This window comes from Allobosea sp. 47.2.35 (genome assembly GCF_024655635.1).
Classification (GTDB): Bacteria; Pseudomonadota; Alphaproteobacteria; order Rhizobiales; family Beijerinckiaceae; genus Allobosea.
Window position 1 is genome coordinate 56,844 of sequence record NZ_JANLGI010000016.1, and the last position, 22,524, is coordinate 79,367.

At 65.0% G+C, this 22,524-nt stretch carries 19 protein-coding genes and 1 pseudogene; all 20 read left to right on the forward strand.

Annotated elements, in window-relative coordinates:
- Positions 1–5 precede the first annotated feature (5 nt).
- The 20 genes and pseudogenes from NUV79_RS18750 to NUV79_RS18845 all read left to right on the forward strand — a co-directional run bounded on the left by NUV79_RS18750 (position 6) and on the right by NUV79_RS18845 (position 22,518).
- Complete coding sequence (locus tag NUV79_RS18750; protein WP_257734590.1) at positions 6–719, forward strand: cytochrome c3 family protein; 714 nt, start codon at positions 6–8, stop codon at positions 717–719.
- A 162-nt stretch (positions 720–881) separates the two neighbouring features.
- Positions 882–2,537 carry a cytochrome-c oxidase, cbb3-type subunit I gene (gene ccoN / locus NUV79_RS18755; RefSeq protein WP_173048774.1) on the forward strand — a complete coding sequence of 552 codons (1,656 nt, stop codon included), beginning with the start codon at positions 882–884 and terminating at the stop codon, positions 2,535–2,537.
- A 4-nt stretch (positions 2,538–2,541) separates the two neighbouring features.
- Positions 2,542–3,276 carry a cytochrome-c oxidase, cbb3-type subunit II gene (gene ccoO, locus NUV79_RS18760; protein ID WP_173048772.1) on the forward strand — a complete coding sequence of 245 codons (735 nt, stop codon included), beginning with the start codon at positions 2,542–2,544 and terminating at the stop codon, positions 3,274–3,276.
- A 4-nt stretch (positions 3,277–3,280) separates the two neighbouring features.
- Entirely contained in the window at positions 3,281–3,451 is a 171-nt protein-coding gene (locus tag NUV79_RS18765) for a cbb3-type cytochrome c oxidase subunit 3 (protein WP_173048770.1), read from the forward strand.
- 3 nt (positions 3,452–3,454) lie between these two features.
- Complete coding sequence (gene ccoP, locus NUV79_RS18770; RefSeq protein ID WP_173048768.1) at positions 3,455–4,333, forward strand: cytochrome-c oxidase, cbb3-type subunit III; 879 nt, start codon at positions 3,455–3,457, stop codon at positions 4,331–4,333.
- On the forward strand, positions 4,330–4,536 hold the full coding sequence (locus NUV79_RS18775; protein WP_173042966.1) for a hypothetical protein: 207 nt from the start codon (positions 4,330–4,332) through the stop codon (positions 4,534–4,536). Before ccoP ends, NUV79_RS18775 begins: the two co-directional genes overlap by 4 nt.
- A 14-nt stretch (positions 4,537–4,550) precedes the next feature.
- Positions 4,551–5,336, forward strand: a complete 786-nt coding sequence (locus NUV79_RS18780; protein ID WP_244639019.1) for a DUF2189 domain-containing protein — start codon at positions 4,551–4,553, stop codon at positions 5,334–5,336.
- Positions 5,333–7,588, forward strand: coding sequence for a heavy metal translocating P-type ATPase (locus NUV79_RS18785; RefSeq protein WP_257734591.1), 2,256 nt, complete (start codon positions 5,333–5,335; stop codon positions 7,586–7,588). Before NUV79_RS18780 ends, NUV79_RS18785 begins: the two co-directional genes overlap by 4 nt.
- Positions 7,585–7,737: a cbb3-type cytochrome oxidase assembly protein CcoS gene (gene ccoS, locus NUV79_RS18790; RefSeq protein WP_173048764.1), complete on the forward strand. Its 153-nt coding sequence runs from the start codon at positions 7,585–7,587 to the stop codon at positions 7,735–7,737. The genes NUV79_RS18785 and ccoS overlap by 4 nt, the downstream gene beginning before the upstream one ends.
- A gap of 272 nt (positions 7,738–8,009) precedes the next feature.
- Positions 8,010–8,297 (forward strand): annotated as a pseudogene (locus NUV79_RS18795) (aldehyde dehydrogenase family protein); the annotation flags it as partial.
- Between the two features lie 707 nt (positions 8,298–9,004).
- Positions 9,005–10,147, forward strand: a complete 1,143-nt coding sequence (locus NUV79_RS18800; protein WP_257734592.1) for a hypothetical protein — start codon at positions 9,005–9,007, stop codon at positions 10,145–10,147.
- Positions 10,144–11,352, forward strand: coding sequence for a hypothetical protein (locus tag NUV79_RS18805; RefSeq protein WP_257734593.1), 1,209 nt, complete (start codon positions 10,144–10,146; stop codon positions 11,350–11,352). The genes NUV79_RS18800 and NUV79_RS18805 overlap by 4 nt, the downstream gene beginning before the upstream one ends.
- On the forward strand, positions 11,349–12,677 hold the full coding sequence (locus NUV79_RS18810; RefSeq protein ID WP_257734594.1) for a hypothetical protein: 1,329 nt from the start codon (positions 11,349–11,351) through the stop codon (positions 12,675–12,677). The genes NUV79_RS18805 and NUV79_RS18810 overlap by 4 nt, the downstream gene beginning before the upstream one ends.
- A gap of 135 nt (positions 12,678–12,812) precedes the next feature.
- Positions 12,813–14,039: a M48 family metalloprotease gene (locus NUV79_RS18815; protein WP_257734595.1), complete on the forward strand. Its 1,227-nt coding sequence runs from the start codon at positions 12,813–12,815 to the stop codon at positions 14,037–14,039.
- Positions 14,040–14,351: 312 nt separating this feature from the next.
- Positions 14,352–15,356, forward strand: coding sequence for an HlyD family secretion protein (locus NUV79_RS18820; protein WP_257734596.1), 1,005 nt, complete (start codon positions 14,352–14,354; stop codon positions 15,354–15,356).
- The gene (rbbA, locus tag NUV79_RS18825; protein ID WP_257734597.1) at positions 15,353–18,085 is read left to right on the forward strand and encodes a ribosome-associated ATPase/putative transporter RbbA; all 2,733 of its coding nucleotides are present in this window, start codon (positions 15,353–15,355) and stop codon (positions 18,083–18,085) included. The genes NUV79_RS18820 and rbbA overlap by 4 nt, the downstream gene beginning before the upstream one ends.
- Before the next feature lies 1 nt (position 18,086).
- Entirely contained in the window at positions 18,087–19,220 is a 1,134-nt protein-coding gene (locus tag NUV79_RS18830; RefSeq protein ID WP_257734598.1) for an ABC transporter permease, read from the forward strand.
- A 98-nt stretch (positions 19,221–19,318) separates the two neighbouring features.
- Complete coding sequence (locus NUV79_RS18835) at positions 19,319–20,440, forward strand: alpha/beta fold hydrolase (protein ID WP_257734599.1); 1,122 nt, start codon at positions 19,319–19,321, stop codon at positions 20,438–20,440.
- A 9-nt stretch (positions 20,441–20,449) separates the two neighbouring features.
- Positions 20,450–21,397 (forward strand): bifunctional enoyl-CoA hydratase/phosphate acetyltransferase, encoded by a 948-nt coding sequence (locus NUV79_RS18840; RefSeq protein ID WP_257734600.1) that lies wholly within the window; start codon positions 20,450–20,452, stop codon positions 21,395–21,397.
- Positions 21,394–22,518, forward strand: a complete 1,125-nt coding sequence (locus NUV79_RS18845) for an acetate/propionate family kinase (protein WP_257734601.1) — start codon at positions 21,394–21,396, stop codon at positions 22,516–22,518. Before NUV79_RS18840 ends, NUV79_RS18845 begins: the two co-directional genes overlap by 4 nt.
- Positions 22,519–22,524 lie beyond the last annotated feature (6 nt).

The following is a 22,524-nucleotide window of genomic DNA, read 5'->3' on the forward strand; positions in this document are numbered from 1 at the left end:
GGATCATGGCCAGGTTCAAATCCCTCGTCCTGTGGTGCTGGGGCGTCGTCGTCAGCTTCTGGCGCATCATCAGCCGGCCGAGCGCCTATCTGCCGCTTGGCGTTCTGACGCTCGGCGGCTTCGTCGGCGGCGTGCTGTTCTGGGGCGGCTTCAATACGGCGCTGGAGGTCACCAACACCGAGAAGTTCTGCACCTCCTGTCACGAGATGCGCGACAACGTCTATCAGGAGCTGCAGTCGACGATCCATTTCTCGAATCGTTCGGGCGTGCGCGCGACCTGCCCGGACTGCCATGTTCCGCATAACTGGACCGACAAGATCGCCCGCAAGATGCAGGCCTCCAAGGAGGTCTGGGGCAAGATCTTCGGCACGATCTCGACGCGCGAAAAGTTCCTCAACCTGCGGCTCGAACTCGCCAAGCACGAATGGGCCCGGCTGAAGGCGAATGATTCACTGGAATGCCGGAACTGCCATTCCTCGGTCGCTATGGATTTCACCAAGCAGACGCGCCGCGCCGCCGATATCCATAGCCGCTTCCTGACGACGGGCGAGAAGACCTGCATCGACTGCCACAAGGGCATCGCCCACCTGCTGCCGGACATGACCGGAATCGAGCCGGGCTGGAAGGACGCGCCCGAATTGCAGGGCAAGGTCAGTGCCTCCTGGCACGGGCCGGAGCGGGCGGTGCGGACCTATCTCGCGGAGATCGAGAAACAGTGAGGGGGAGGATACGGCCCACTGTCGCTACGATCAGATGCCGACTACGGCATTTTGTCCGACCCTGCCATCGGCAAATTAGGTATCTGAAATACTTCTTTTGTGCGATACCGACCTTGAAAGCCTGAGGCCGCAGGCCCGCGCTGGCTACGGAGAGGGGGAGCGATGATTGCGGCACTCACTGTCGCGGAGCGACAGCGCGCAATTGGAATCTCGGCCGCCCTGGCGCTATGCGGGCTCGCCATGGCGATCGCCGGTAAGGAAGACCTGTTCGGCGTCCACGGCGTCATCGTCATGCTGTTTGGACTCGGCTGCCTCGGCCTCGTCATGTCGCAATATTTCGCGCCGGAGCCGTCTGACGAGCGCCTGACGCGCTATTTCGACGATCCAACTCGGGTCGGCATCGTGCTCTCACTCGGCTGGGCCGTGGTCGGCATGTTCTTCGGCGTCTGGGTCGCGGCGCTGTTGGCCTGGCCGGATCTTACCTTCGATGCCGGCTGGGCGAGCTTCGGCCGCATCCGGCCGGTCCATACCTCCGGCGTGATCTTCGGCTTCGGCGGCAATGCGCTGATCGCGACCTCGTTCCATGTCCTGCAGCGGACGACGCGGGCGCGCCTGCCCGATCAATTCAGCCCATGGTTCGTGCTGATCGGCTACAACTTGTTCTGCGTACTGGCGGCCAGCGGCTACCTGATGGGCGTCACCCAGTCGAAGGAATATGCCGAGCCGGAATGGTATGCCGATCTCTGGCTCGTCGTCGTCTGGGTCACCTATTTCCTGCTCTATATCCGCACGCTGCAGCGGCGGAAGGAGCCGCATATCTACGTCGCTAACTGGTACTACATGGCCTTCATTTTGGTCGTGGCGGTGCTGCATATCGTCAACAACCTGGCGGTGCCGATCTCCTTCGGCGAGGTGAAGAGCTATTCGCTGTTCTCCGGCGTGCAGGATGCAATGACGCAGTGGTGGTACGGCCATAACGCCGTCGCGTTCTTCCTGACCTCCGGCTTTCTCGGGATGATGTATTACTACCTGCCGAAGCGGGCAGGGCGACCGATCTTCTCCTACAGGCTGTCGATCATCAGCTTCTGGGGCATCACTTTCATGTATATGTGGGCGGGCTCGCACCACCTGCACTACACGGCGCTGCCGCAATGGGTGCAGACGCTGGGCATGACCTTCTCGGTGGTGCTGCTGGTGCCGTCCTGGGCCTCGGCCGGCAACGCACTGGCGACGCTGAACGGCGCCTGGGGCAAGGTCCGTGACGACGCGACCTTGCGCTTCATGATGGTCGCCGCCGTGTTCTACGGGCTCTCGACCTTCGAGGGCTCGTTCATGGCGATCCGGGCCGTCAACTCGCTCTCGCACTACACCGACTGGACCGTCGGCCATGTCCATGCCGGCGCGCTCGGCTGGGTGGCGATGATCACCTTCGGCTCGCTCTACGCGCTGGTGCCGTGGATGTGGAAGGTCGAGCGGATGTATTCGCCCAAGCTGATCGAGGTCCATTTCTGGCTCGCGCTGGCCGGGACCGTCATTTACGTCTTCGCGATGTGGAACTCGGGCATCATCCAGGGCCTGATGTGGCGCACCTATAATGACAGCGGCACGCTGGCCTATTCCTTCATCGACAGTCTGGTCGCGATGCGCCCCTATTACATCGCGCGCACCGTCGGCGGGTTCCTGTTCCTGCTCGGCGCCGTGGTCGCCTCCTACAATGTCTGGATGACGATCCGGATGTCGCGCTGGCAGGCTGCGGCGGGCGCCGTCGATACGGACCTGCCGGCGCTGCCGGGCGCAGCGCTTCAGGCGGGGGAGTGAGCCGATGCGCGAGTTCTTTCACCGCAAGCTCGAGCGCAGTGCGATCGGCTTCGTGCTCGCTATTATCGGCGTCTCCGCGATCGGCGGCTTCGTCGAGATCGCGCCGCTCTTCACCATCGGCGAGACCGTCGAGAAGGCGCCGGACATGCGCGTCTACACGCCGCTCGAACTGGCCGGGCGCAACATCTACATCCGCGAGGGCTGCTATGCTTGCCATAGCCAGATGATCCGGACGCTGCGCGACGAGGTCGAGCGCTACGGGCCGTATTCCCTCGCGGTGGAGTCGAAATACGATCACCCGATGCTCTGGGGCTCGAAGCGGACGGGACCGGATATCGCCCGGCTCGGCGGAAAGTATTCCGACGCCTGGCATGTCGCGCATCTGATCAACCCGCGCGATGTCGTGCCGCAATCGGTGATGCCGAAATACGGCTGGCTGATGCGCAACGAATTGAAGGCCGCGGATCTTGGCCGGCATCTCAAGGCGCAGCGCGCGGTCGGTGTGCCCTATACTGATGCGCAGATCGCCAATGCGAGCGCGGACGCCTATGGCCAGGCCAGCCCCGACAGCGCCTATGCCGGCGGCGTCAGCGAGCGCTATGGCGAGGCGACGAACGTGCGCGCTTTCGACGGCGAGCCCGGCCGCCTGACCGAGATGGACGCGGTCGTCGCCTATCTCCAGATTCTGGGCCGCCTGACCGACGCTGCGCAGAAGCAGACCGCGGCGGCGGGGAAGTGAGCCGATGGAGGTCGATCACAACACGCTGGCCGGTTTCGCCAAGAGCTGGGGACTGTTCTACCTCATCACGATGGCGGCCGGCGTGCTGATCTACGCCTTGTGGCCCTCGAACCGGAAACGCTTCGACCGGGCCAAGACGAGCATTTTCGACAAGGACGACAGGCCGGGGGATTGAGCGATGGCAGATTCGGCACGCGATCCCGTCACCGGGACAATGACCACCGGCCACGAGTGGAACGGCATCGAGGAACTCGATACGCCGATTCCGCGTGTGGTATTGTTCTTCCTGGCCGTCACCACCCTGTTCGCCATCGGCTACTGGCTGCTGATGCCGGCCTGGCCGCTGGGCGTGACCTACACCAAGGGGCTGCTCGGCATCGATCAGCGCGAGGTCGTGACCGAGCAGGTGCGTAATGCCGCGGCCGAGCGGGCAAGCTGGACCGCGAAGCTCGACAAGGCCTCCTTCGCCGAGATCGCCGCCGATCCCCAGCTGATGCGCCATGTCCGCGACACCGGCCGCACGCTCTTCGAGGACAACTGCGCCGTCTGTCACGGCGTGCAGGGCAGGGGCGGGCCGGGATTCCCCAATCTCGCCGCCGGCTCCTGGCTTTGGGGCGGCAGTCCCGAGGCGATCGCCGAGACGATCCGTGTCGGGATCAACGGCACGGCCAAGGATACGCGCACCGCGCAGATGATGGCCTTCGGCCGCGATGGCATCCTCCAGCGCGAGCAAGTGCTCGCCGTCGCTTCTTATGTCCGCTCGCTCTCGGGCCAGAAGCTCGACGCGGCCGAGCAGGCGCGCGTCCCGGCCGGCAAAGAGGTCTTCGCGGCGAATTGCGTCGCCTGCCACGGCGAAAACGCGAAGGGCCAGCATGATCTCGGGGCGCCGGACCTGACTGATGCCAACTGGATTTATGGCGGGGACCTGCAATCGGTGGTCAACAGCATCCATGGCGGGCGGCAGGGCCAGATGCCGAGCTGGGAGGGCCGCCTGTCGCCGACGGATATCAAGCTGCTGGCGCTCTATGTCGGCTCGCTGGGCGAGGCGAAGCGATGAACGCGCCAGTGGACGGTGAGGCGCGGCGGCGCGGCGGGCGCAGGGTCCTATGGCTGACGCTCGCGGGGGTGCTGGCGGGCGGGCTGATCCTCGCCAACGCCCATCTGGTCTATGTCGCCATCGACTCGCAGCCGGACTGTGTGCCGCATGCGAAATCGGCGGGCGAGGCGGGCGGGTTCCGCGCCGCCCGTCCGTCCTGCTGAGGGAGGAGGAGCACATGGCTGCGATCGGGAACGGCCAGGAGATGCCGCTGCCTCTCGCCGCGCAGCGGCGGCGCAATCTGCCGGCGGGGGCCGCCCTGTCCTGGCTCGGAGCGGGCTGGCGCGACCTCTGGCGCGATCCGGCGCCGAGCCTGCTCTACGGGCTTGCGGTTTTCGCGGTCTCGGCCGTCATCGTCTGGGGCCTGTTCCGGCTCGGGCTCGACTACATCCTGTTCCCGGCTCTGGCCGGGTTCATGGTGATGGGGCCGCTCTTGGCGATCGGGCTCTACCAGAAGAGCCGCGCGATCGGGCAGGGCGAGCCCGTCAGCCTCTCGCGGATGATCTTCGTCAAGGCGGCCTCGGGCGGGCAGGTCTGGTACACGGGCGCGATCCTGTCGCTGCTGATGCTGGTCTGGATGCGGGCGGCCGTGATCATCTACGCGCTGTTCTTCGGCCTGCGGCCGTTCCCAGGACTCCACGAGGTCGCTGCCATGCTGTTCGGGACGCCGGTCGGCTGGGCGATGCTCTTGGTCGGCACCGTGGTCGGCGGGCTGTTCGCGGCCTTCTCCTTCGCCATCAGCGCCTTCGCGATCCCGATGCTGCTGGATGAGCGGGTCGATGCCTTCACCGCGATGGGTACCAGCATCTCAATGGTCTGGCGGAACCTGCCGGTGATGCTCGCCTGGGGCGCTATCGTGCTCGCGCTGTTCCTCGTCGCGGTTGCGACAGGGCTGCTCGGCCTGATCGTCGTCTTTCCGCTGCTCGGCCACGCAACCTGGCACAGCTACAAGGCGCTCAGGTGAGCTGCTGCGCGCCGCCGCTGGCTCTGGACGGCGCGCCCGATCCGTCCGCTGCGCGGCAGGAGATTCGCCTCGCCAGCCGCGATCTCGGCAATGGTCTGCGGCAGAGCGACCTTTCGGTCCCCGGCCTGCACTGCGCCGCCTGCATAAGGACGGTCGAGACCGGGCTTGCGCGACTGCCGGGCGTGGCGCAGGTCCGGGTCAATCTCTCGACCCGCCGCGTTGCCGTGCAGTGGCGGGGCGAGCAGGCGCCGGAGCTGCTGACGGCGCTGGCCGGGCTCGGCTATCCCGGCCATCTCTTCGAGAGCGCGGCGGAAGGGACGGACCCCGAGCGCGACCGGCTGATCCGGGCGCTGGCAGTCGCCGGCTTCTGCGCCATGAACATCATGCTGCTCTCGGTCTCGGTCTGGTCGGGGGCGGAGCCTGAGACGCGGCAGGCCTTCCACTGGATTTCCGGCGCGCTGGCCTTGCCCTGCCTGATCTACTCGGGCCGCATCTTCTTCGCTTCCGCCTGGGTCGTGCTGCGGCGCGGGCGCACCAATATGGACGTGCCGATCTCGATCGGCATCTGCCTCGCCTTCGCGCTCAGCCTCTACGACACGATCCACGATGGCCCGCATGCCTATTTCGATGCCGCGACCTCGCTGATCTTCTTCCTGCTGATTGGCCGAACGCTCGACCACCTGATGCATGAGAAGACGCGGGCTGCCGTGCGCGGCCTGATGCGACTGGCGCCGCGCGGCGCGACCGTGCTCGATGCCGATGGCAGTCGGAACTATCTGCCACTGGGGGAGGTCGTGCCGGGCATGCGCATCGCGCTCACCGCCGGCGAACGTGTGCCGGTCGACGGCATCGTGGAGGAGGGCGCTTCCGAGCTCGACTGCGCCATCGCCACCGGCGAGAGCGCGCCGCGATCCGTCTCGCCGGGCATGCCGGTGCAGGCCGGAACGCTCAATCTCTCCGGTCCGCTGACGATCCGCGCAACGGCAAAGGCCGAGAGCTCGTTCCTTGCCGAGATGGTCCGATTGATGGAGGCGGCGGAGGGTGGCCGCGCCCGTTATCGGCGCATCGCCGACCGGGCGGCGGCGCTCTATTCGCCAGTCGTCCATGCGACCGCGCTGATCGCCTTCCTCGGGTGGATGATGGCCACCGGCGACTGGCACCGGGCAATCACCATCGCGATTGCCGTACTGATCATCACCTGCCCCTGCGCGCTGGGGCTGGCGGTGCCGATCGTGCAGGTCGTGGCCTCGCGGCGCCTGTTTGAGGCCGGCATCATGGTGAAGGATGGCTCCGCCATCGAGCGGATCGCCGAGATCGATACGGTCGCCTTCGACAAGACGGGCACGCTGACCTATGGCCAGCCGCAACTTGTCGATCCTACTTCGCTCCAGGCAAACGATCTTGCCATCGCGGCGGCCATTGCGCGGCGTTCGAGCCACCCGCTCTCGCGCGCCATCGCGGCTGCGGCGCCGGACGCGGGGCTGGCGCCGAGCGAAGTTCGGGAGCATCCTGGGCTCGGAATCGAGGCCGCGCTGGAAGGCCATCTTTATCGCCTCGGGCGGGCGGAATGGGCACTTGCGGAAGCGGGCGGCCAGCCGGAAAACGGCACGGTGCTGAGCCGCGATGGCGCGCTCGTCGCCTGCTTCGCCTTTGCCGAGACCTTGCGCCCGCAGGCGCGTGCCGCCGTCGATGCCCTGCGCGGGGGTGGGCTCGCCATCGTGCTGCTCTCCGGCGATCGTCCGGAGGCCGTGCAACCGATCGCGGGCCGGCTTGGCATCGACGAGGTCTCAGCCGGTTTGCTGCCTGCCGGGAAGGTTCAGCGTCTCGCCGCGCTGGCGACCGAGGGACGCAAGGTGCTGATGGTCGGCGACGGCCTCAACGATGCTCCGGCGCTGGCCATGGCGCATGCCTCGATGGCGCCGGCCTCGGCCGCCGATATCGGCCGCAACGCCGCGGATTTTGTCTTCCTGCATGACGGGCTCGATGCCGTACCGGTCGCTGTCGCCGTCGCGCGGGCCGCCGGCCGGCTGGTGCGGCAGAACTTCGCGCTCGCGATCCTCTATAATGTGCTCGCCCTGCCGGTCGCGATCGCCGGCTATGTCACGCCGCTGATCGCGGCGCTTGCCATGTCGCTGTCCTCGATCCTCGTCGTCGCCAATGCCTTGCGCCTCGATGCAGGACGAGCGCTCGTGCCTGTCAACGCCAGCTCGCAACCGGCTGGAAGACTCTTGGTTCAGGAGCCGGGTGAATGAGCAGCCTCGTTTTCCTCGTCCCATTAGCATTGCTACTGGGCGGGGCGGGTCTTGCCGCCTTCCTATGGTCGCTTCGCAATGGCCAATATGATGACCTCAACGGAGCGGCTGAGCGCATCCTGATCGATGACGAACGAGATACCCAATGACGATCTTCGTGTTCGATCGTTTGGCGGTGCGGCTCCACGAGAAATAAAGGCCACAAGGGAACCATTACATTTCTGGTTATGAGCCGGTTCGTACGCGGAAATGTGTAACGGACCATTAGAGCCATGCACGAATTTCCGACCTGTCACTCTGGAGGTTACGTGTTCGAACCCCGTCGCTCGCGCCATTTAAATCGATGACTCATTGGTGTTATCGTCATTACATTTCTATAGCTAAAATCATTAAATTTTTGTCCCGGTTTGCTCCCTCTGAGCTTTCGCCGGTCTACCGCTTCACGACCGAGGACGAGGTCGTCACTATGGCCAACGACACGCCCTTCGGGTTGGCCGCCTATTTCTACTCGAAGGATCTCGGCCGCGCCTTCCGCGTCGCGGAGGAACTCGAATCCGGCATGGTCGGCATCAACTCCGCCATTCTCGGCACTGAGGTCGCCCCCTTCGGCGGTGTGAAGGAGTCGGGCCTCGGCCGCGAGGGATCGCTCCACGGCATGGATGAGTTCGTCGAGATCAAGTACATGCTCGTAGGCGGAGTTGGGCTGTAACATTGGTCGCCGCTTAGATATCGAAGATGAATAGCTCCACGATGAGCACCACACCTGGGAACAGTTCGCGGAAACGGGTCATCTCGACCACAAGGCGTTAGATCGCCAGCACTAACGAATGTCGGGATCGGTGGTTGCGAGCCCCCGCAACCAAAATAAAAGAATGCCGTGCTTCGGCATCCAAAGCCGCCCTCCAAAGGGCGGCTTTTTTGTTGGGAGAATCGACCGCAACATCGATCATGCTCGCGATCTCATAGCCGCCCTCGATCGGCCGGATACAGAGGCCTCGATCAGCAACCGAGAAATGTCGAGCGCCTCCGTGCACGTTCCTTATCTGTCAGAGCCTCGCGCAAGGTTTCGACCTTCCTGCGATACAGGCCGGCCAGGTTGGGGGGTCATGCGTTTCGCGCGCGGCCTCCAGGTCCGCCAGTTTCGCTGCGACGCTCGTGGAATTGACGTCGGAGTGCAAACAGCCGGGCCGCAAAGGGGAGCCTCACTTAGCTCAACGCATCCGGGAGCTCGATCATCAAACATTTTGGGCTGAAAGGCTCGTGGCGTGGAAGCCATGATCGGCTTTGGCGATTTGTCGGACATGTCCGATGTGCCAGAAGCGGAAATCGGCAGCCTCGCAAGAAGCGGCCCATTGGGGATTGCAAAACCCGGCGGGACGATAGAACCTGTTGATATTGCCGAAGGGACGAGCAGCGATGCCTCTTGTGTTCGTTCATGGTGTTGCCACTCGCCAGACCCCTGCGTACCAAGCCTTCGTGAGCCAGCGGGACGACCTGTTCAAGCGGCTCGTCATCGGCAACGACGATCAAGTGTTCGACCCCGATTGGGGCAGTGACGCCGTCACCTTCTTCAGGGGCGGATGGGTTCCGACACCCGGCGGGAACGAGGCGATGGGCGGCGGCAAAGCCCTCGTAGCCGACGGTGCATCGGTCGCGTCCGCCGTCGCATCGCGCGATGTCGAACAGGGTGTCGATCTCGCAATGGCAGCGCTTCTCCAGCGTCGCGCCGCCGAGAACCAGCCACTCAGCCAACAGGATCTCGACGTCTTCGCGGCGGCGGTCGGCTATCTCGCCAAGGGCGGCGACAAGACGGCCTTCGGGCCAAACGAGACAGATGCGCAGTTCACGCAGACCCTGAGGGACGAACTGGGGCCGGCCATGCCGCCTGCGGTGGTCGAGGCCATGAGCATCGGCAACGTGTTCTCGGCCATCGGCGACGCGGTTAAGAAGGTGACGGATTCGGTCAGGAACAAGTCGTCGGATGCCGTGCTCCGGTTCGTGCGTGAACCGCTCAGCCAGCAGGTCGCGCTCTTCTTGGGTGACATCTTCGTCTATCTTCGCTACCGCGAGACGGATGGAGAGAACGGGACCTACAACCGCATCTTCACGCCCATTATCACGGCGCTCGTGAAGGCTGTCGCCGCCCAGCGGGACGGCCAGAAGCTGATCGTGGTCGGTCACAGTCTGGGGGCTGTCATTCTCTATGACCTGCTCACGAACGAGCGGTCTCTGAAAGCCGTGCGGGACGCCGCCGGCAAGGATCTGTCGATCGATGCCCTGGTCACAGTCGGCGCCCAGCCCGGCCTGTTCGCCGACATGGGTCTCTATGGCAACAGCGAATCGGGCAAGCTGCCGCGGCCTTCCTGTGTCCAGAGCTGGATGAACGTCTTCGACTACACAGACGTCTTATCGTTTCGGTGTGAGCCGTTCTTTTCCGACGTCAAGGACTTGGCTTTCGACAACGTATCGGGAGCCCTGGAGGCGCATTCGGCCTATTTCCAGCGCCCCAGCTTCTACAGCAGGCTGCAGGACCGTCTGGGCCTGCCGGCGCAGGCGTGACCCGCGTCTACACGGCGCCCGGCAAGACGAAGGGCTTACGGGTGCTGCTTGTCGGAGCAGGCGTCTACCCGCACACCAAGCAGGGCCGGGCTGGGATCCCTCTCCTTGACGACCTGACCAGCGTCGCGCCCGGGATCATGACGTTCGCTCAGTGCTTGCTCACGACCTGGCGCGATACCCTCGCAACAGACTTGCTGACGGTGGACCTGCTCCTGAGCGATCCGGCACAGCCCGCCGGCGCCGTCTGGCCAGGTTTCGGGGCTGCCGGCGAGGTGGCCGCCCTCACGCCGATCAGCCCCGCGACCTTCGACAATATCGACCAGGCACTGCAGGAGGCGCGCGCTGGAGCTGAGGCGGACGAAGCCCTGCTGCTGCTGTTCTGCGGCCACGGGTTCTCAAGGACCGATCGATACTTCGTCGCCGGGGATTTCGGTCTGGGCGGCAACCCGTGGGGCCGCAAGGTCGTGAACCTGACGAAACTTGACCTCGCACTGCAGCAGGAGTCGCCACGCACCGTGTGGCTCTTCTGGGATTGCTGCGCCGACATCCCGATGGAGATTCTTGATGCACTCGGCGAAGTGGGGGATTCGCTGATTCAGCCTCTCGCCTCGAAGCTTTCCGCCGCAATCGCGTCGAAGGGTCGATCCTCCCGGTTCGGCATCGCCTCCTCGGCGCTCGGCGCGAAGGCGTTCGGCGTGCCCGGACAGGCGACCCGGTTCACCGAGATGTTAGTCGAAGCGCTGGACGGCGCCGGTGCCACGAAGCTCATCGAGGGCACATGGTGGGTCGACCACATCGGCATCCAGGAGGCGATGCAGACCTACGTCAAGCGGCACCCCGCGTTGAAGAACCCCGAATTCTACATCTTTTCCACGCCCTTCTTCTCGGACACTCCGGAGCGGATGCGCTTTCGCGCTCTGACCGCGCCGCCGATGTCGTTCCTGCTCGCGAGTTCAGCGCCTCGCAAGGGGGCGCTGAAGCAGATGCGCCTATGCGTGCTCCCGGATGGTGAGGATGACGACTCAAAAGCAGTTCTGGGGTTCGAGCCGAAGCAGCCGGACACCGCGCTCGTTTGCTTCAAGCTGCCGCCGCGCAAGACCTACACGGTCAAGGCCGTCGTGCTGGCCGAGGGAGCGACGCCGCAGTTGCGCTCTTGCTTCGCCGACCTGCCGCTTGCAGACCCCGCGGAGTTCGAGGTGCAATGATCGAACTCACGATATCCTGCTCGGTCGCCATGGGGCCGCTCGACGTCTCCGTTTATCCCCCAGACGAGAGCGAGCAACCTTTCGAGTTCACGCTCTCCTCGGGCACTCTGTCGAAGACATTGCCGGCCCATGCGGGCCGGTACACGGTGATTGCACGGCGACCCAACGGCTCGAAGCTGCGCCGCAATGCGGACGTGTCGAACGAAGACATGACCGTCAACCTCGCCGAGGCGCTTCGTCCGGTGCCCAACCCGAAGATGCAGCGGGAAATCGAGCGTGGGGACATCGCACTCCCCACCAGAACGACACAGCCGAGCTTCGGCGCGCCGCTGTCAGGCGTTTTCGCCTCTATCCTGGGCAATGCAGCCGTCAGGGCCATCGTGGCCGGCACCAAGCCGCCCCCAGATTTGGCGGCGCCGGCGTTCAGGACGTGGCGTTTCGACGGTCGAGGTTGGCAAGAAGCCCAAGCGCCGGACGGCGCCTTGGAGGTGACAAGAGCGGACGACCTTTACAAGGTAACCATTCGGCCGGCCGCCGCAGGCGGCGATGGAGCAGGCACGGTCCGGTGCATCAGCGCGGTCGACGGCACGGGTTTCGGGCCGCATGTCATGCTGCCTCCCTTCGCCGACCCGGTCGAACTGACCTTCGTGAAGAAAGGCCTCTCCGCCTACGCTATCGATCGTGGGACAAGCCCAGGCCAGCAGCGGGTTCCCGTTGCCGTGGTGAACCCGGCCAGGCCGGCGGTCGCCGATCTTCTGTCGGCTCTTGCCTCCCCGATCACGCAATCGGCCGAGACAATCTGGAGCCAGGTATCGCCCGATCTCGTGGAACAGGCGGCGCAAGATACCGACACCATTCTCGCGATGCTGCTCGACAAGTTCCGCAAGCCAGCCGAAGCGCTGATTGCGGCACATTACCTCCTGCGTTTCAGCCCGGCTCGCCTGCCGCTGGAATGGGCAGGCAATCTGTGTCACGCTTCTCCCTATGCGTCGGACGGCCCCGTGATCGCCGCCTGGGCCTGGATTTATAACCGGCCCAAGGACGCCTCTGACGACACCGTGAGTGAATCCGTCAGTCGGTATCTTTCTATGGCTCTGAAACGTCCCGTGACGTTGTTCGCGCGGTCGCGGACGCTTCTGATCGAGGCGCGCTGGTTTGCCGCGCAAAACCCGGCTCTCGAAGCGCGCTGGACCGATATGGAAGTGTTCTGGCGGGCGGGCGCAGGCGCGGGTGGACTTGAGGCGTTCTGGGGGCGTGCCCCCGACGCACCTGGCCATTCCGATCATGCCGGGAACGATCACGATATTCCGCGTGATATCCGATGAGAACCTGTCTCTCGCCAAAGAATAGAGCTGCTAAGACGATGCGGAATTATTCGCTTGCCTGCAGGAACAGCTTGCCAGCAGACGGCAATTCCTCTGATCTTGTGCTGCGCTCATTCCCTGTCGCCGGACGCAATCATGTCTGACCAGCATCAAAAATCGCTCATGGAAAATCCTCGCGTTGTTGATCCTGAATATGAAGTTGCCATAGCATGGTTATCGGATATTCAAGAAAAGATATACGGCGCTCTTAATATCGACCCGGAAGAATATAACGGGGATAATGTAATTTCGGACGATACTCAAGATTATTTAAAGAACTTACAGAAAGAATTGAAATTATCTTCTGAATACATGGATAATTTCTACGACGAGCTCGTAAAAATGCGAGAGGCCGTCCCGACAAAATTTGAAAACCCAGCCTGGTATGCTGTTCTGACGGATTTTGCAGGAAGCATCGAAAAAGCTCTCGCAGCTCAACTTGAAAGGTCACAGATCAAGCCGCTCTTTGGCACTGTGCCGACAGGGCGCGTCAACGGCTTCGCGGCGCGCGTACCAAACACCCGCTACCGAGTGATCCTCCTTGAGGACGGCTTGTTCGGCTTCGCGAATCTCATGTGCAAGGCCATCGCCATGGCGTTTCCTGAAAAGCCAGGCGAGCAGGGCGGACGAGTCTCGGTGTCAACTGATCGGCGCGAGATCGAGACCGTACTGAGAACCAACAAGGAGATCCCTGCGCGGTTTTTCGATGCTCTCGCGTCGTATCTGGTCGAGGGACATCCAAATATGGCGGAGCCGTACATCGCGCCCCGGACCGCGATGATCACCGCGGATTGCCTCCGCAATTCGATGGAAGCCTTCGTGGTTGCGCACGAATACGGGCACCTGGTCGCCGGACACCTCGACGACGCCGCTGACCAGCGAAAAGCCGTGGCCGACCTCGACGTGGACGCGATCTCGACCAACCACCGGCAAGAGTTCGAAGCGGACTTCATCGGCCTCCATGCGATGCTCTCGGTTATGAACGAGAGAGGTTACGATCTCAGCCTTAGTTTCTGGGGGGCGGACGCCTTCTTCGGATGCATCGACGTGGTCGAGAAAGCTGTGTCGGTGCTGGCCTATGGCGAGGAGAGGCCTTGGGCTGCCGACACCCACCCGCCCACGCCCGAGAGGCGCGCTTTCCTCCGAGCTTACATCGCCGAGAATGCGAAAGATGATGCAAAAACTAACTGCGAGGCTGCGCTCCAGCTGGCATCGCACGTCGAGTTCATCATCGATTCGCTATGGTCGATGATCCACCCCGCTTTAGTCGCGATGCACAAGGACGGTTTTCGGCCAACACCCGGTTGGATGGCCGTGTCGTAGGCGCCCCTGCGTCAGCCCCGCTCCGCCCCGACGGCCTGCCCCCGTCACCTCGCTATCTCGCCCCCATTCAATGGGAGCAAGCCCTCTGGCCGTGCGGCTGCAATGCATCGGCCGTTGGGCCAGAGCCGGCATGCTCGGTTGTCGAGCACCAAACGCGGCTGGCGAGAGAGACCGGCATCGCAGACGTTGCTTCCAGCGGAAGGAACTGACGAGGCATTGTGACGCGAAGTCGCGGCTTGGCCTCGTCGGCTGCGTCCCGCATGCTAAGGCGATAGCCTATACCGGTTCCGCCGCTTTCTTCGGAGATGCAAGATGCGCCGCTTTCGAGCCGTTGCAGCAATCCTTCTCGCTGCACTCGTCCTGCCGGCGCCAGGCGTGCAGGCGCAATCCCGTATCAGGGCGTTGATCGAGAGGTTGCGGGGCGACACGATGCCGGAAGGCATCGTCAAGACCAACGGCCGCATCGAGGCGACGCAGGTCGACGTGTCCTCGAAATATGCCGGCCGCCTGGCTGAGGTCACTGTGAAGGAGGGGGACGAGGTTACCGCCGGGCAGGTGATCGCCCGCATCTCGTCGCCAGAATACGAAGCGCAGTTGCGGTCCGCGCAGGCGCAGGTTCTGCGCGCCCGTCAGGCACTTGCGGAGGCTGAGGCGCTGATCGCCCAGCGCAAGAGCGACCAGATCCTCGCCCGCACGGATGCCGAGCGCGGCAAGGAGCTGGTGGCGAAGGGCTATCTCAGCAAGCAGGTCGACGACCAGCGCTCGGCCAAGGCCGATGCGGCCGATGCGGCGCTGCGGGCCGCCCAGGCGCAGCGCGATCAGGCTCAGTTCGCGATCCATGCCTCCGAGGCCGATGCCGAGCAGATCAAGGCGATCCTGGTCGATCTCGTGCTGCTGGCGCCGCGCAGCGGGCGCGTCCAGTACCAGCTTGCCCGGGCCGGCGAAGTGGTTGCGGCCGGCACGCGCGTCGTTACGATCCTCGACCTCTCGGATGTCTACATGACGATCTACCTGCCGGCCGCGCAGGCGGGGCAGCTCGCGCTGGGCGACGAGGCGCGCATCATCCTCGATCCCGTGCCGCAATATGTCATTCCGGCGACCGTGAGCTTTGTCGCGGCCGATGCCCAGTTCACGCCCAAGGCCGTCGAGACCGCCGAGGAGCGCGAGAAGCTGGTCTTCCGGGCCAAGCTGCAGGTCGATCGCGAGCTGCTCGCCAAATATCACCGGCAGGTGAAGACGGGCGTACGCGGCCTCGGCTTCGTCCGCACTTCCCCCAGCGCGAAATGGCCCGATTCTCTCGCCGTGAAGCTGCCATGACGGAGGCTGCCCCTGCCGCCAGCCTCGCGGGGGTCACGCACCGCTATGGCCAGGCGATCGCCCTCGACGCTCTGACCCTCGATATCCCCGCCGGCCGTATGATCGGGGTGATCGGGCCGGACGGCGTCGGCAAATCGACCTTGCTCGCGCTGGTCGCCGGGGTGCGGGTCATCCAGCAGGGCAGCGTCCATGCGCTTGGCGGCGATCTCGGTATCAAGGCCGAGCGCGAGGCGCGGCGCGGGCGCATCGCCTATATGCCGCAGGGACTGGGCCGCAATCTCTACCCGACGCTCTCGGTCTTCGAGAATATCGACTTCCACGCCCGGCTCTTCGGGCAGGACGCGGCCGAGCGCCGCAGCCGCATCGACGAATTGCTGAAGGCGACGGGGCTCGATCCGTTCGAGGCCAGGCCTGCCGCGAAGCTGTCCGGCGGCATGAAGCAGAAGCTCTCGCTCTGTTGTGCCCTGATCCATGACCCCGATCTGCTCGTCCTCGACGAGCCGACGACGGGCGTCGATCCGCTCTCGCGCGGCCAGTTCTGGGACCTGATCGATACGATCCGTACCCGCCGGCCAGGCATGAGCGTCATCGTCGCCACCGCCTATATGGAGGAGGCCGAGCGTTTCGACTGGCTGGTGGCGATGGATGACGGCAAGGCGATCGCCACCGGCACGCCCGCCGAACTCCGCGAAAAGGCCGGGCAATCGACGTTGGAAGGCGCCTTCGTCGCATTGTTGCCGGAAGCCAAGCGCGCGCAGCACCGGGAGGTCGTGCTGCGGCCGCGGGTCGTGGGCGACGATGCCACGCCCGCGATCGAGGCGGAGGGCCTGACCCGCCGCTTCGGCGATTTCGTCGCGGTCGATCATGTCAGCTTCCGCATCGGCCGCGGCGAGATCTTCGGCTTTCTCGGCTCGAATGGCTGCGGCAAGTCGACGACGATGAAGATGCTGACGGGCCTGTTGCCGGCGAGCGAAGGCACGGCCAGGCTCTTCGGCCAGCCGCTCGCCGCCGACGACATGGAGACGCGCCGCAATGTCGGCTACATGTCGCAGGCGTTTTCGCTCTACAGCGAGCTGACGGTCCGCCAGAATCTCGTGCTCCATGCCGAGCTCTATCATTTGCCGCCGGCCGAGATCCCCGGCCGGATCACGGAGCTGCTGACCCGCTTCGATCTGGCCGATGTCGCCGACGAGCGGCCCGAGAGCCTGCCGCTCGGCATCCGGCAGCGCCTGCAGCTCGCTGTCGCCGTCCTGCACAAGCCGGCCATGCTGATCCTCGACGAGCCGACTTCGGGCGTCGATCCGATCGCGCGCGACGCCTTCTGGCGCACGCTGATCGATCTCTCGCGCGATGACGGCGTGACGATCTTCCTGTCGACGCATTTCATGAACGAGGCGGAGCGCTGCGACCGCATCTCCTTCATGCATGCCGGCAAGGTGCTCGCGGTCGGCACCCCGCCGGAGCTCGTGCAGAAGCGCGGTGTCGATACGCTCGAAGAGGCCTTCATCGCCTATCTCAAGGAGGCTGCCGGCATCGCTGATACGCCTCCGGAGGCGGCTGCGGTGCCTGCCGCCGCGACCCGGCCGGCGCCCCCGGCCCGCCGCTTCGATCCGCGCCGGCTCTGGGCCTGCACCCGCCGCGAGACCATGGAGCTGCTGCGCGATCCGATCCGGCTGAGCTTCTCCTTCCTCGGGCCGCTCCTGCTGATGCTGGCCTTCGGCTTCGGCATTTCCTTCGATGTCGAGAACCTGAAATTCGCGGCCTTCGACCAGGACAACTCGATGGAGAGCCGGCAACTGGTCGAGGCCTTCTCCAGCTCGCGCTATTTCGACGAGCAGGCGCCGATCCGCTCCGCGGCTGAACTCGACCAGCGCCTGCGAAGCGGTGAGATCCAGCTCGCGATCGAGATCCCGCCCTCCTTCGGCCGCGACCTGATGGCGGCGCGCGCGCCGGAGCTCTCGGTCTGGCTTGACGGTGCCATGCCGTTCCGGGCCGAGACGACGCGCGGCTATGTCACCGGCCTGGCGACGCAATATGCGCAGGGCTTCGCGGCTGCACAGGCGGCGTCGAGCCATGCGCCGTCGCCGGTCACGATCGAAACCCGCTTCCGCTACAATCAGGCCTTCAAAAGCGCCAATGCGATGGTGCCGAGCGTGATTATGCTGATGCTGATCCTGATCCCGGCGATCATGTCGGCGATCGGCGTCGTCCGCGAGAAGGAGACCGGCTCGATCGCCAATTTCCGCTCGACGCCGATCAGCCGCTTCGAGTTCCTGTTCGGCAAGCAATTGCCCTATATCGCGGTGGCGATGGCGAGCTTCGTCATGCTGGCGCTGATCTCGCTTACCGTCTTCGCGGTTCCGATCAAGGGCCCGGCCTGGGTGCTGGTGCTGGCGACTCTGCTCTATGTCTCCGCCACGACCGGCTTCGGCCAGCTCATCTCCAGCTTCACCCGCACGCAGGTCTCGGCCGTCTTCGCGACCGCGATCCTGTCGATCATTCCGGCAGTCAATTTCTCCGGCCTGATGGTGCCAGTCGCCTCGCTCTCCGGCGGCGGCCGGATCATCGGCATGAGCCTGCCGCCGGCCTGGTACCAGCCGGTCAGCGTCGGCGTCTTCACCAAGGGACTGGGCGCAGCCGAGCTCTGGCCCAATCTGGTGATGCTGGGCTTCTTCTTCCTGCTCTTCCTCGTCGTCGCGCAGCTGGCGCTACGCAAGCAGGAGGCCTGAGATGGCCGCGCTCGTCATCCATCTCCAGAACATCCTGCGCCTCGTCGTGAAGGAGCTGCGCAGCCTGCGCGCAGACCCGATCATGCTGGTGCTGGTGGCCTATACCTTCAGCATCGCTGTCTACACGGTCGCGACCGGCGTGAAGCTGGAGGCGCGCGACCTCACCATCGGGATCGTCGACGAGGACCAGTCGGAATTCTCGCGCTCGCTGCTCGGCGCCTTCGGGCCGCCGCTGTTCAAGGTCTCGAAGCGCATCGCCGCCTCGGAGATCGACGCCGAGATGAACTCCGGCCGGCTCGTCTTCGTGCTGGAGATTCCGCCCAAATTCCAGGCGGACTTGCTGGCCCGGCGGCAGACGGCGCTGCAGCTCAATATCGATGCCACCGCGATGACCCAGGCCGGCAATGGCGCGGTCTATATCCAGCAGATCATCGCGCAGGAGATCGCGAACCGGCAGGCCGGGCGCGAGACCGCGACGGCGCTGCCGATCAATCTCGTCGTGCGGGCGCGCTTCAACCCCAATCTCGACTCCGGCTGGTTCAGCTCGGTCATGCAGGTGCTCAACAACGTCACCCTGTTGACGATCATCCTGACCGGCGCGGCCCTGATCCGGGAGCGCGAGCAGGGCACGGTCGAGCACCTCCTGGTGATGCCGGTCACGCCGGTCGAGATCATGCTCGCCAAGATGGTGGCGAACGCGTTGGTCATCCTCGTCGCGGCGGTGGCCTCGCTTGTCCTTGTCGTCGAATGGACGCTCGGCGTGCCGATCGTCGGCTCGCTCCTGATCTTCGTGCTGGGCACGGCGATCTATGCTTTTTCGGTCGCGGCGCTCGGCATCCTGCTTGGCACGCTGGCGACGACGATGGGGCAGTTCGGCCTGCTCGCGATCCCGGTCTTCGTGGTGACGCAGCTTCTGTCCGGCGCGACAACGCCAATGGAGAGCATGCCGATCTGGCTGCAATGGATCATGCGGGTCTTCTCGCCGACGCCGCATTTCGTCGCCTTCTCGCAAGGCGTGCTCTACCGCGGCGCCGGCCTCGACGTGGTCTGGCCCGAGATCGCCAAGATCATCGCGATCGGCGCGGCCTATTTCGCCTTCGCGCTCGCCCGCTTCCGGAAAGTGATCTTCGCGTGAGGGCGGTTTTGCCGCGGGAGGGGAGACCCTCCGATCAATTGTCATCGCGCTGTCGGCTTCCTAGTGTTCCGACCTGACGGGAGGAGGCTCCGCTCGACATGACCGCCCGCAAGAAGACGAATCCCCTCCCAAAGGCCGATGGCGACCGCCCCGCGGAACTCAGCCTGCCCTGGTTCTGGCCGGTCGATGCCGCGCTGCGCCTGACCGAGCGCAATCTCGATTTCCTCTCCGAAGCGGTGAAGATCACCCGCCCGCCGCCGCCGGACTGGGCGACGCCCAATACGGTGCGCCTCGACCTGCCGACCATGCGCCTGCGCGAGTTCGGCAGGGCCGTCCCCGGCAGCATTCCCGTTCTCGTCGACGCACCCTATGCCGGGCATGGCGCGACCATTGCCGATTACGACAAGGGCCAGAGCCTCGTCGAGGTTCTGCTTGAGAACGGCGTGGAACACGTCCTCGTCACCGACTGGAAGCCGGCGACGCAGGAAATGCGCTATTTCAGCATCGACACCTATCTGGCCGAGCTCAACGCTGCGATCGACGATCTCGGCGGCGAGGTGCACCTTGTCGGGCTCTGCCAGGGCGGCTGGCTGAGCGCGATGCTCGCCTCGCGCTTCCCGCACAAGGTCAGGTCTCTGGTCCTGGCGGGCTCGCCGATCGATGCGGACGCGGGCAACGGCCCGATCAAGCAGATGGCCCAGACCATGCCGCTGAAAAGCTATCAGGCGATGGTGCGGGCCGGCCGCGGGCTGATGCCGGGACGCTTCATGCTCGCGGGCTGGAAGAACATGCATCCCGAAGAGCACTACGTCGACAAGTTCGTCCGGCTCTACCAGAATCTCGCCGACCGCAACTATCTCGACCGGACCGAGACCTTCGCCGCCTGGTACGAGAACCCGCTCGACCTGCCGGGCGTCTATTACCTTCAGGCCATCGAGCAGATCTTCAAGGGCAATCGCTTCGCCAAGGGCGAGTTCGTTGGCCTCGGCCGGCGCCTCAGCCTGAAGGACGTGACTTGCCCGGTCTATCTGCTGGCCGGCGCCGAGGATGACATCACCACCAGCGAGCAGGTCTTCGCAGCGGAGGACCTCGTCGGCACGCCGAAGAAGCAGATCGAGAAGAAGCTGGTGCCCGGCGGCCATATCGGCCTGTTCATGGGCCGCAAGACGCTGGGCGAGACATGGCCCGGCATCGCCCGCTGGCTCGTTGCTCAAAGCTAGAGAGGCGCCATGACGACGCTGACCTCATCCGAGTATTTCCGGCTCGCGCTCGGCCGCTGCGAGGCTCTTCCGGCCGTGCGGACCGGGGTGGTGCATCCCGTCAAGGCCAATGTGATCGAGGCGGTGGCCGACGCCGTCAGCGAGCAGCTGATAGCGCCTGTCCTGATCGGCCCGGCCGGCCGCATCCGCGCTGCCTCGCAGGAAGCCGGCATCGACATCTCGCCCTGGGAGATCGTCGATACCGAGCACAGCCACGAAGCCGCGGCGAAGGCGGTCTCGCTGGCCGCCGCGGGTGAGCTCGATGCGTTGATGAAGGGCTCGCTCCACTCCGACGAGCTGCTGGGCGCGGTCGTCCGGGCCGATTCCGGATTGCGGACCGAGCGGCGCATCTCGCACGCCTTCGTGATGCATATCGAGAGCTATCCCAAGCCCTTCATCATCACCGACGCCGCGGTCAACATCGCGCCCGATCTCATGACGAAGGCCGATATCGTCCAGAACGCCGTCAATCTCTGGCATGTCGCGCTGAATGGCATCGACGAATTGCCGAAGGTCGCGGTGCTGGCCGCCATCGAGACCGTCAATCCTCATATGACGGCGACGCTCGACGCCGCCGCCCTCTCGAAGATGGCCGATCGCGGCCAGATCACCGGCGCCATCGTCGACGGGCCGCTCGCCTTCGACAATGCGATCAGCGCCGCAGCGGCGAAGGAGAAGGGCATCACCTCGACCGTAGCCGGCCATGCCGATATCCTCCTCGTGCCCGAGATCGAGGCCGGCAATATGCTGGCGAAGCAATTGACCTTCCTGAGCGGCGCCGATGCTGCGGGAATCGTGCTCGGCGCGCGCGTGCCGATCATCCTGACGAGCCGCGCCGACAATCTGCGCGCACGCCTGCTCTCCTGCGCGCTGGCCGTCCTCCTGGCGGAAGCGCGCCGCACGGGGCGGATCAAGTGATCGACACCGTCCTCGTCCTCAACGCCGGCTCGTCCAGCCTCAAGTTCCAGGTCTTTCGCGTCGGCGATCTCGACGTGCTCGCGCGCGGCAAGGCCGTGCGCCTTGGCGAACCGGAACCCGCCATGGACGCGAGCCTCGCGGACGGCACCCGGGAGCGCATTGCGCTGCCGCCGGCCTGCGACCATGACACGGCTCTTGCCGCTGTCCTCGCCTTCGTCGACTGCCATAACGATGCCTGGCGGATGACGGCGATCGTCCATCGCGTCGTCCATGGCGGCGAACGCTTCGTCGATCCGGTCGTGGTCACGCCCGAGGTGTTCGCGGCGCTGGAGGCGCTTTCGCCGCTGGCGCCGCTGCATCAGCCGCACAACCTCGCCGCAGTGACCGCCGCGCGGCGCCTGATGGGCGACGTGCCGAACATCGCCTGTTTCGACACCGCCTTCCACGCCCGGCACGACGCTCTCACCCACAATTTCGCGCTCGAGCAGGCGCTGCGCGACAAGGGCATCCGCCGCTACGGCTTCCACGGCCTGTCCTACCAATGGCTGGAGTTGGTGCTGGCCGAGGAGCATCCGGAGCTCCATGCGGGCCGCGTCGTCGCGGCTCATCTCGGTAATGGCGCCAGCCTCTGCGCCATCCTGGGCGGGCGCAGCATCGACACGACCATGGGCATGACGGCCCTCGATGGCCTGCCGATGGGGACGCGCTGCGGCGCGCTCGATGCCGGGGCGGTGCTCTACATGTTCCAGAGCCTGGGGATGAACGCGCAGGAGGTTTCGGACGCGCTCTATGAGCGCTCGGGCCTGCTCGGGTTGTCGGGCCTCTCCAACGATGTCGAGACGCTGCTGAAAAGCGACGACCCGCGCGCCCGCTTCGCGCTCGACTATTTCGCGCTCAAGGTCGCGCAGCTCGCGGCATCCATGGCTGCCGTCATCGGCGGGATCGACGCGCTCGTCTTCACCGGCGGCATCGGCGAACACGCGGCGCCCATACGCGATGCGATCGTCGAGCGCCTGCGCTTTCTCGGCGCCTTCGACGTCGTCGTGATCAAGGCGAACGAAGAACGTGTGATGGCGCTGCAGGCGCGCGCCTGCCTCGCCGGGGAGGGGCAGAGGCAATGACGATCA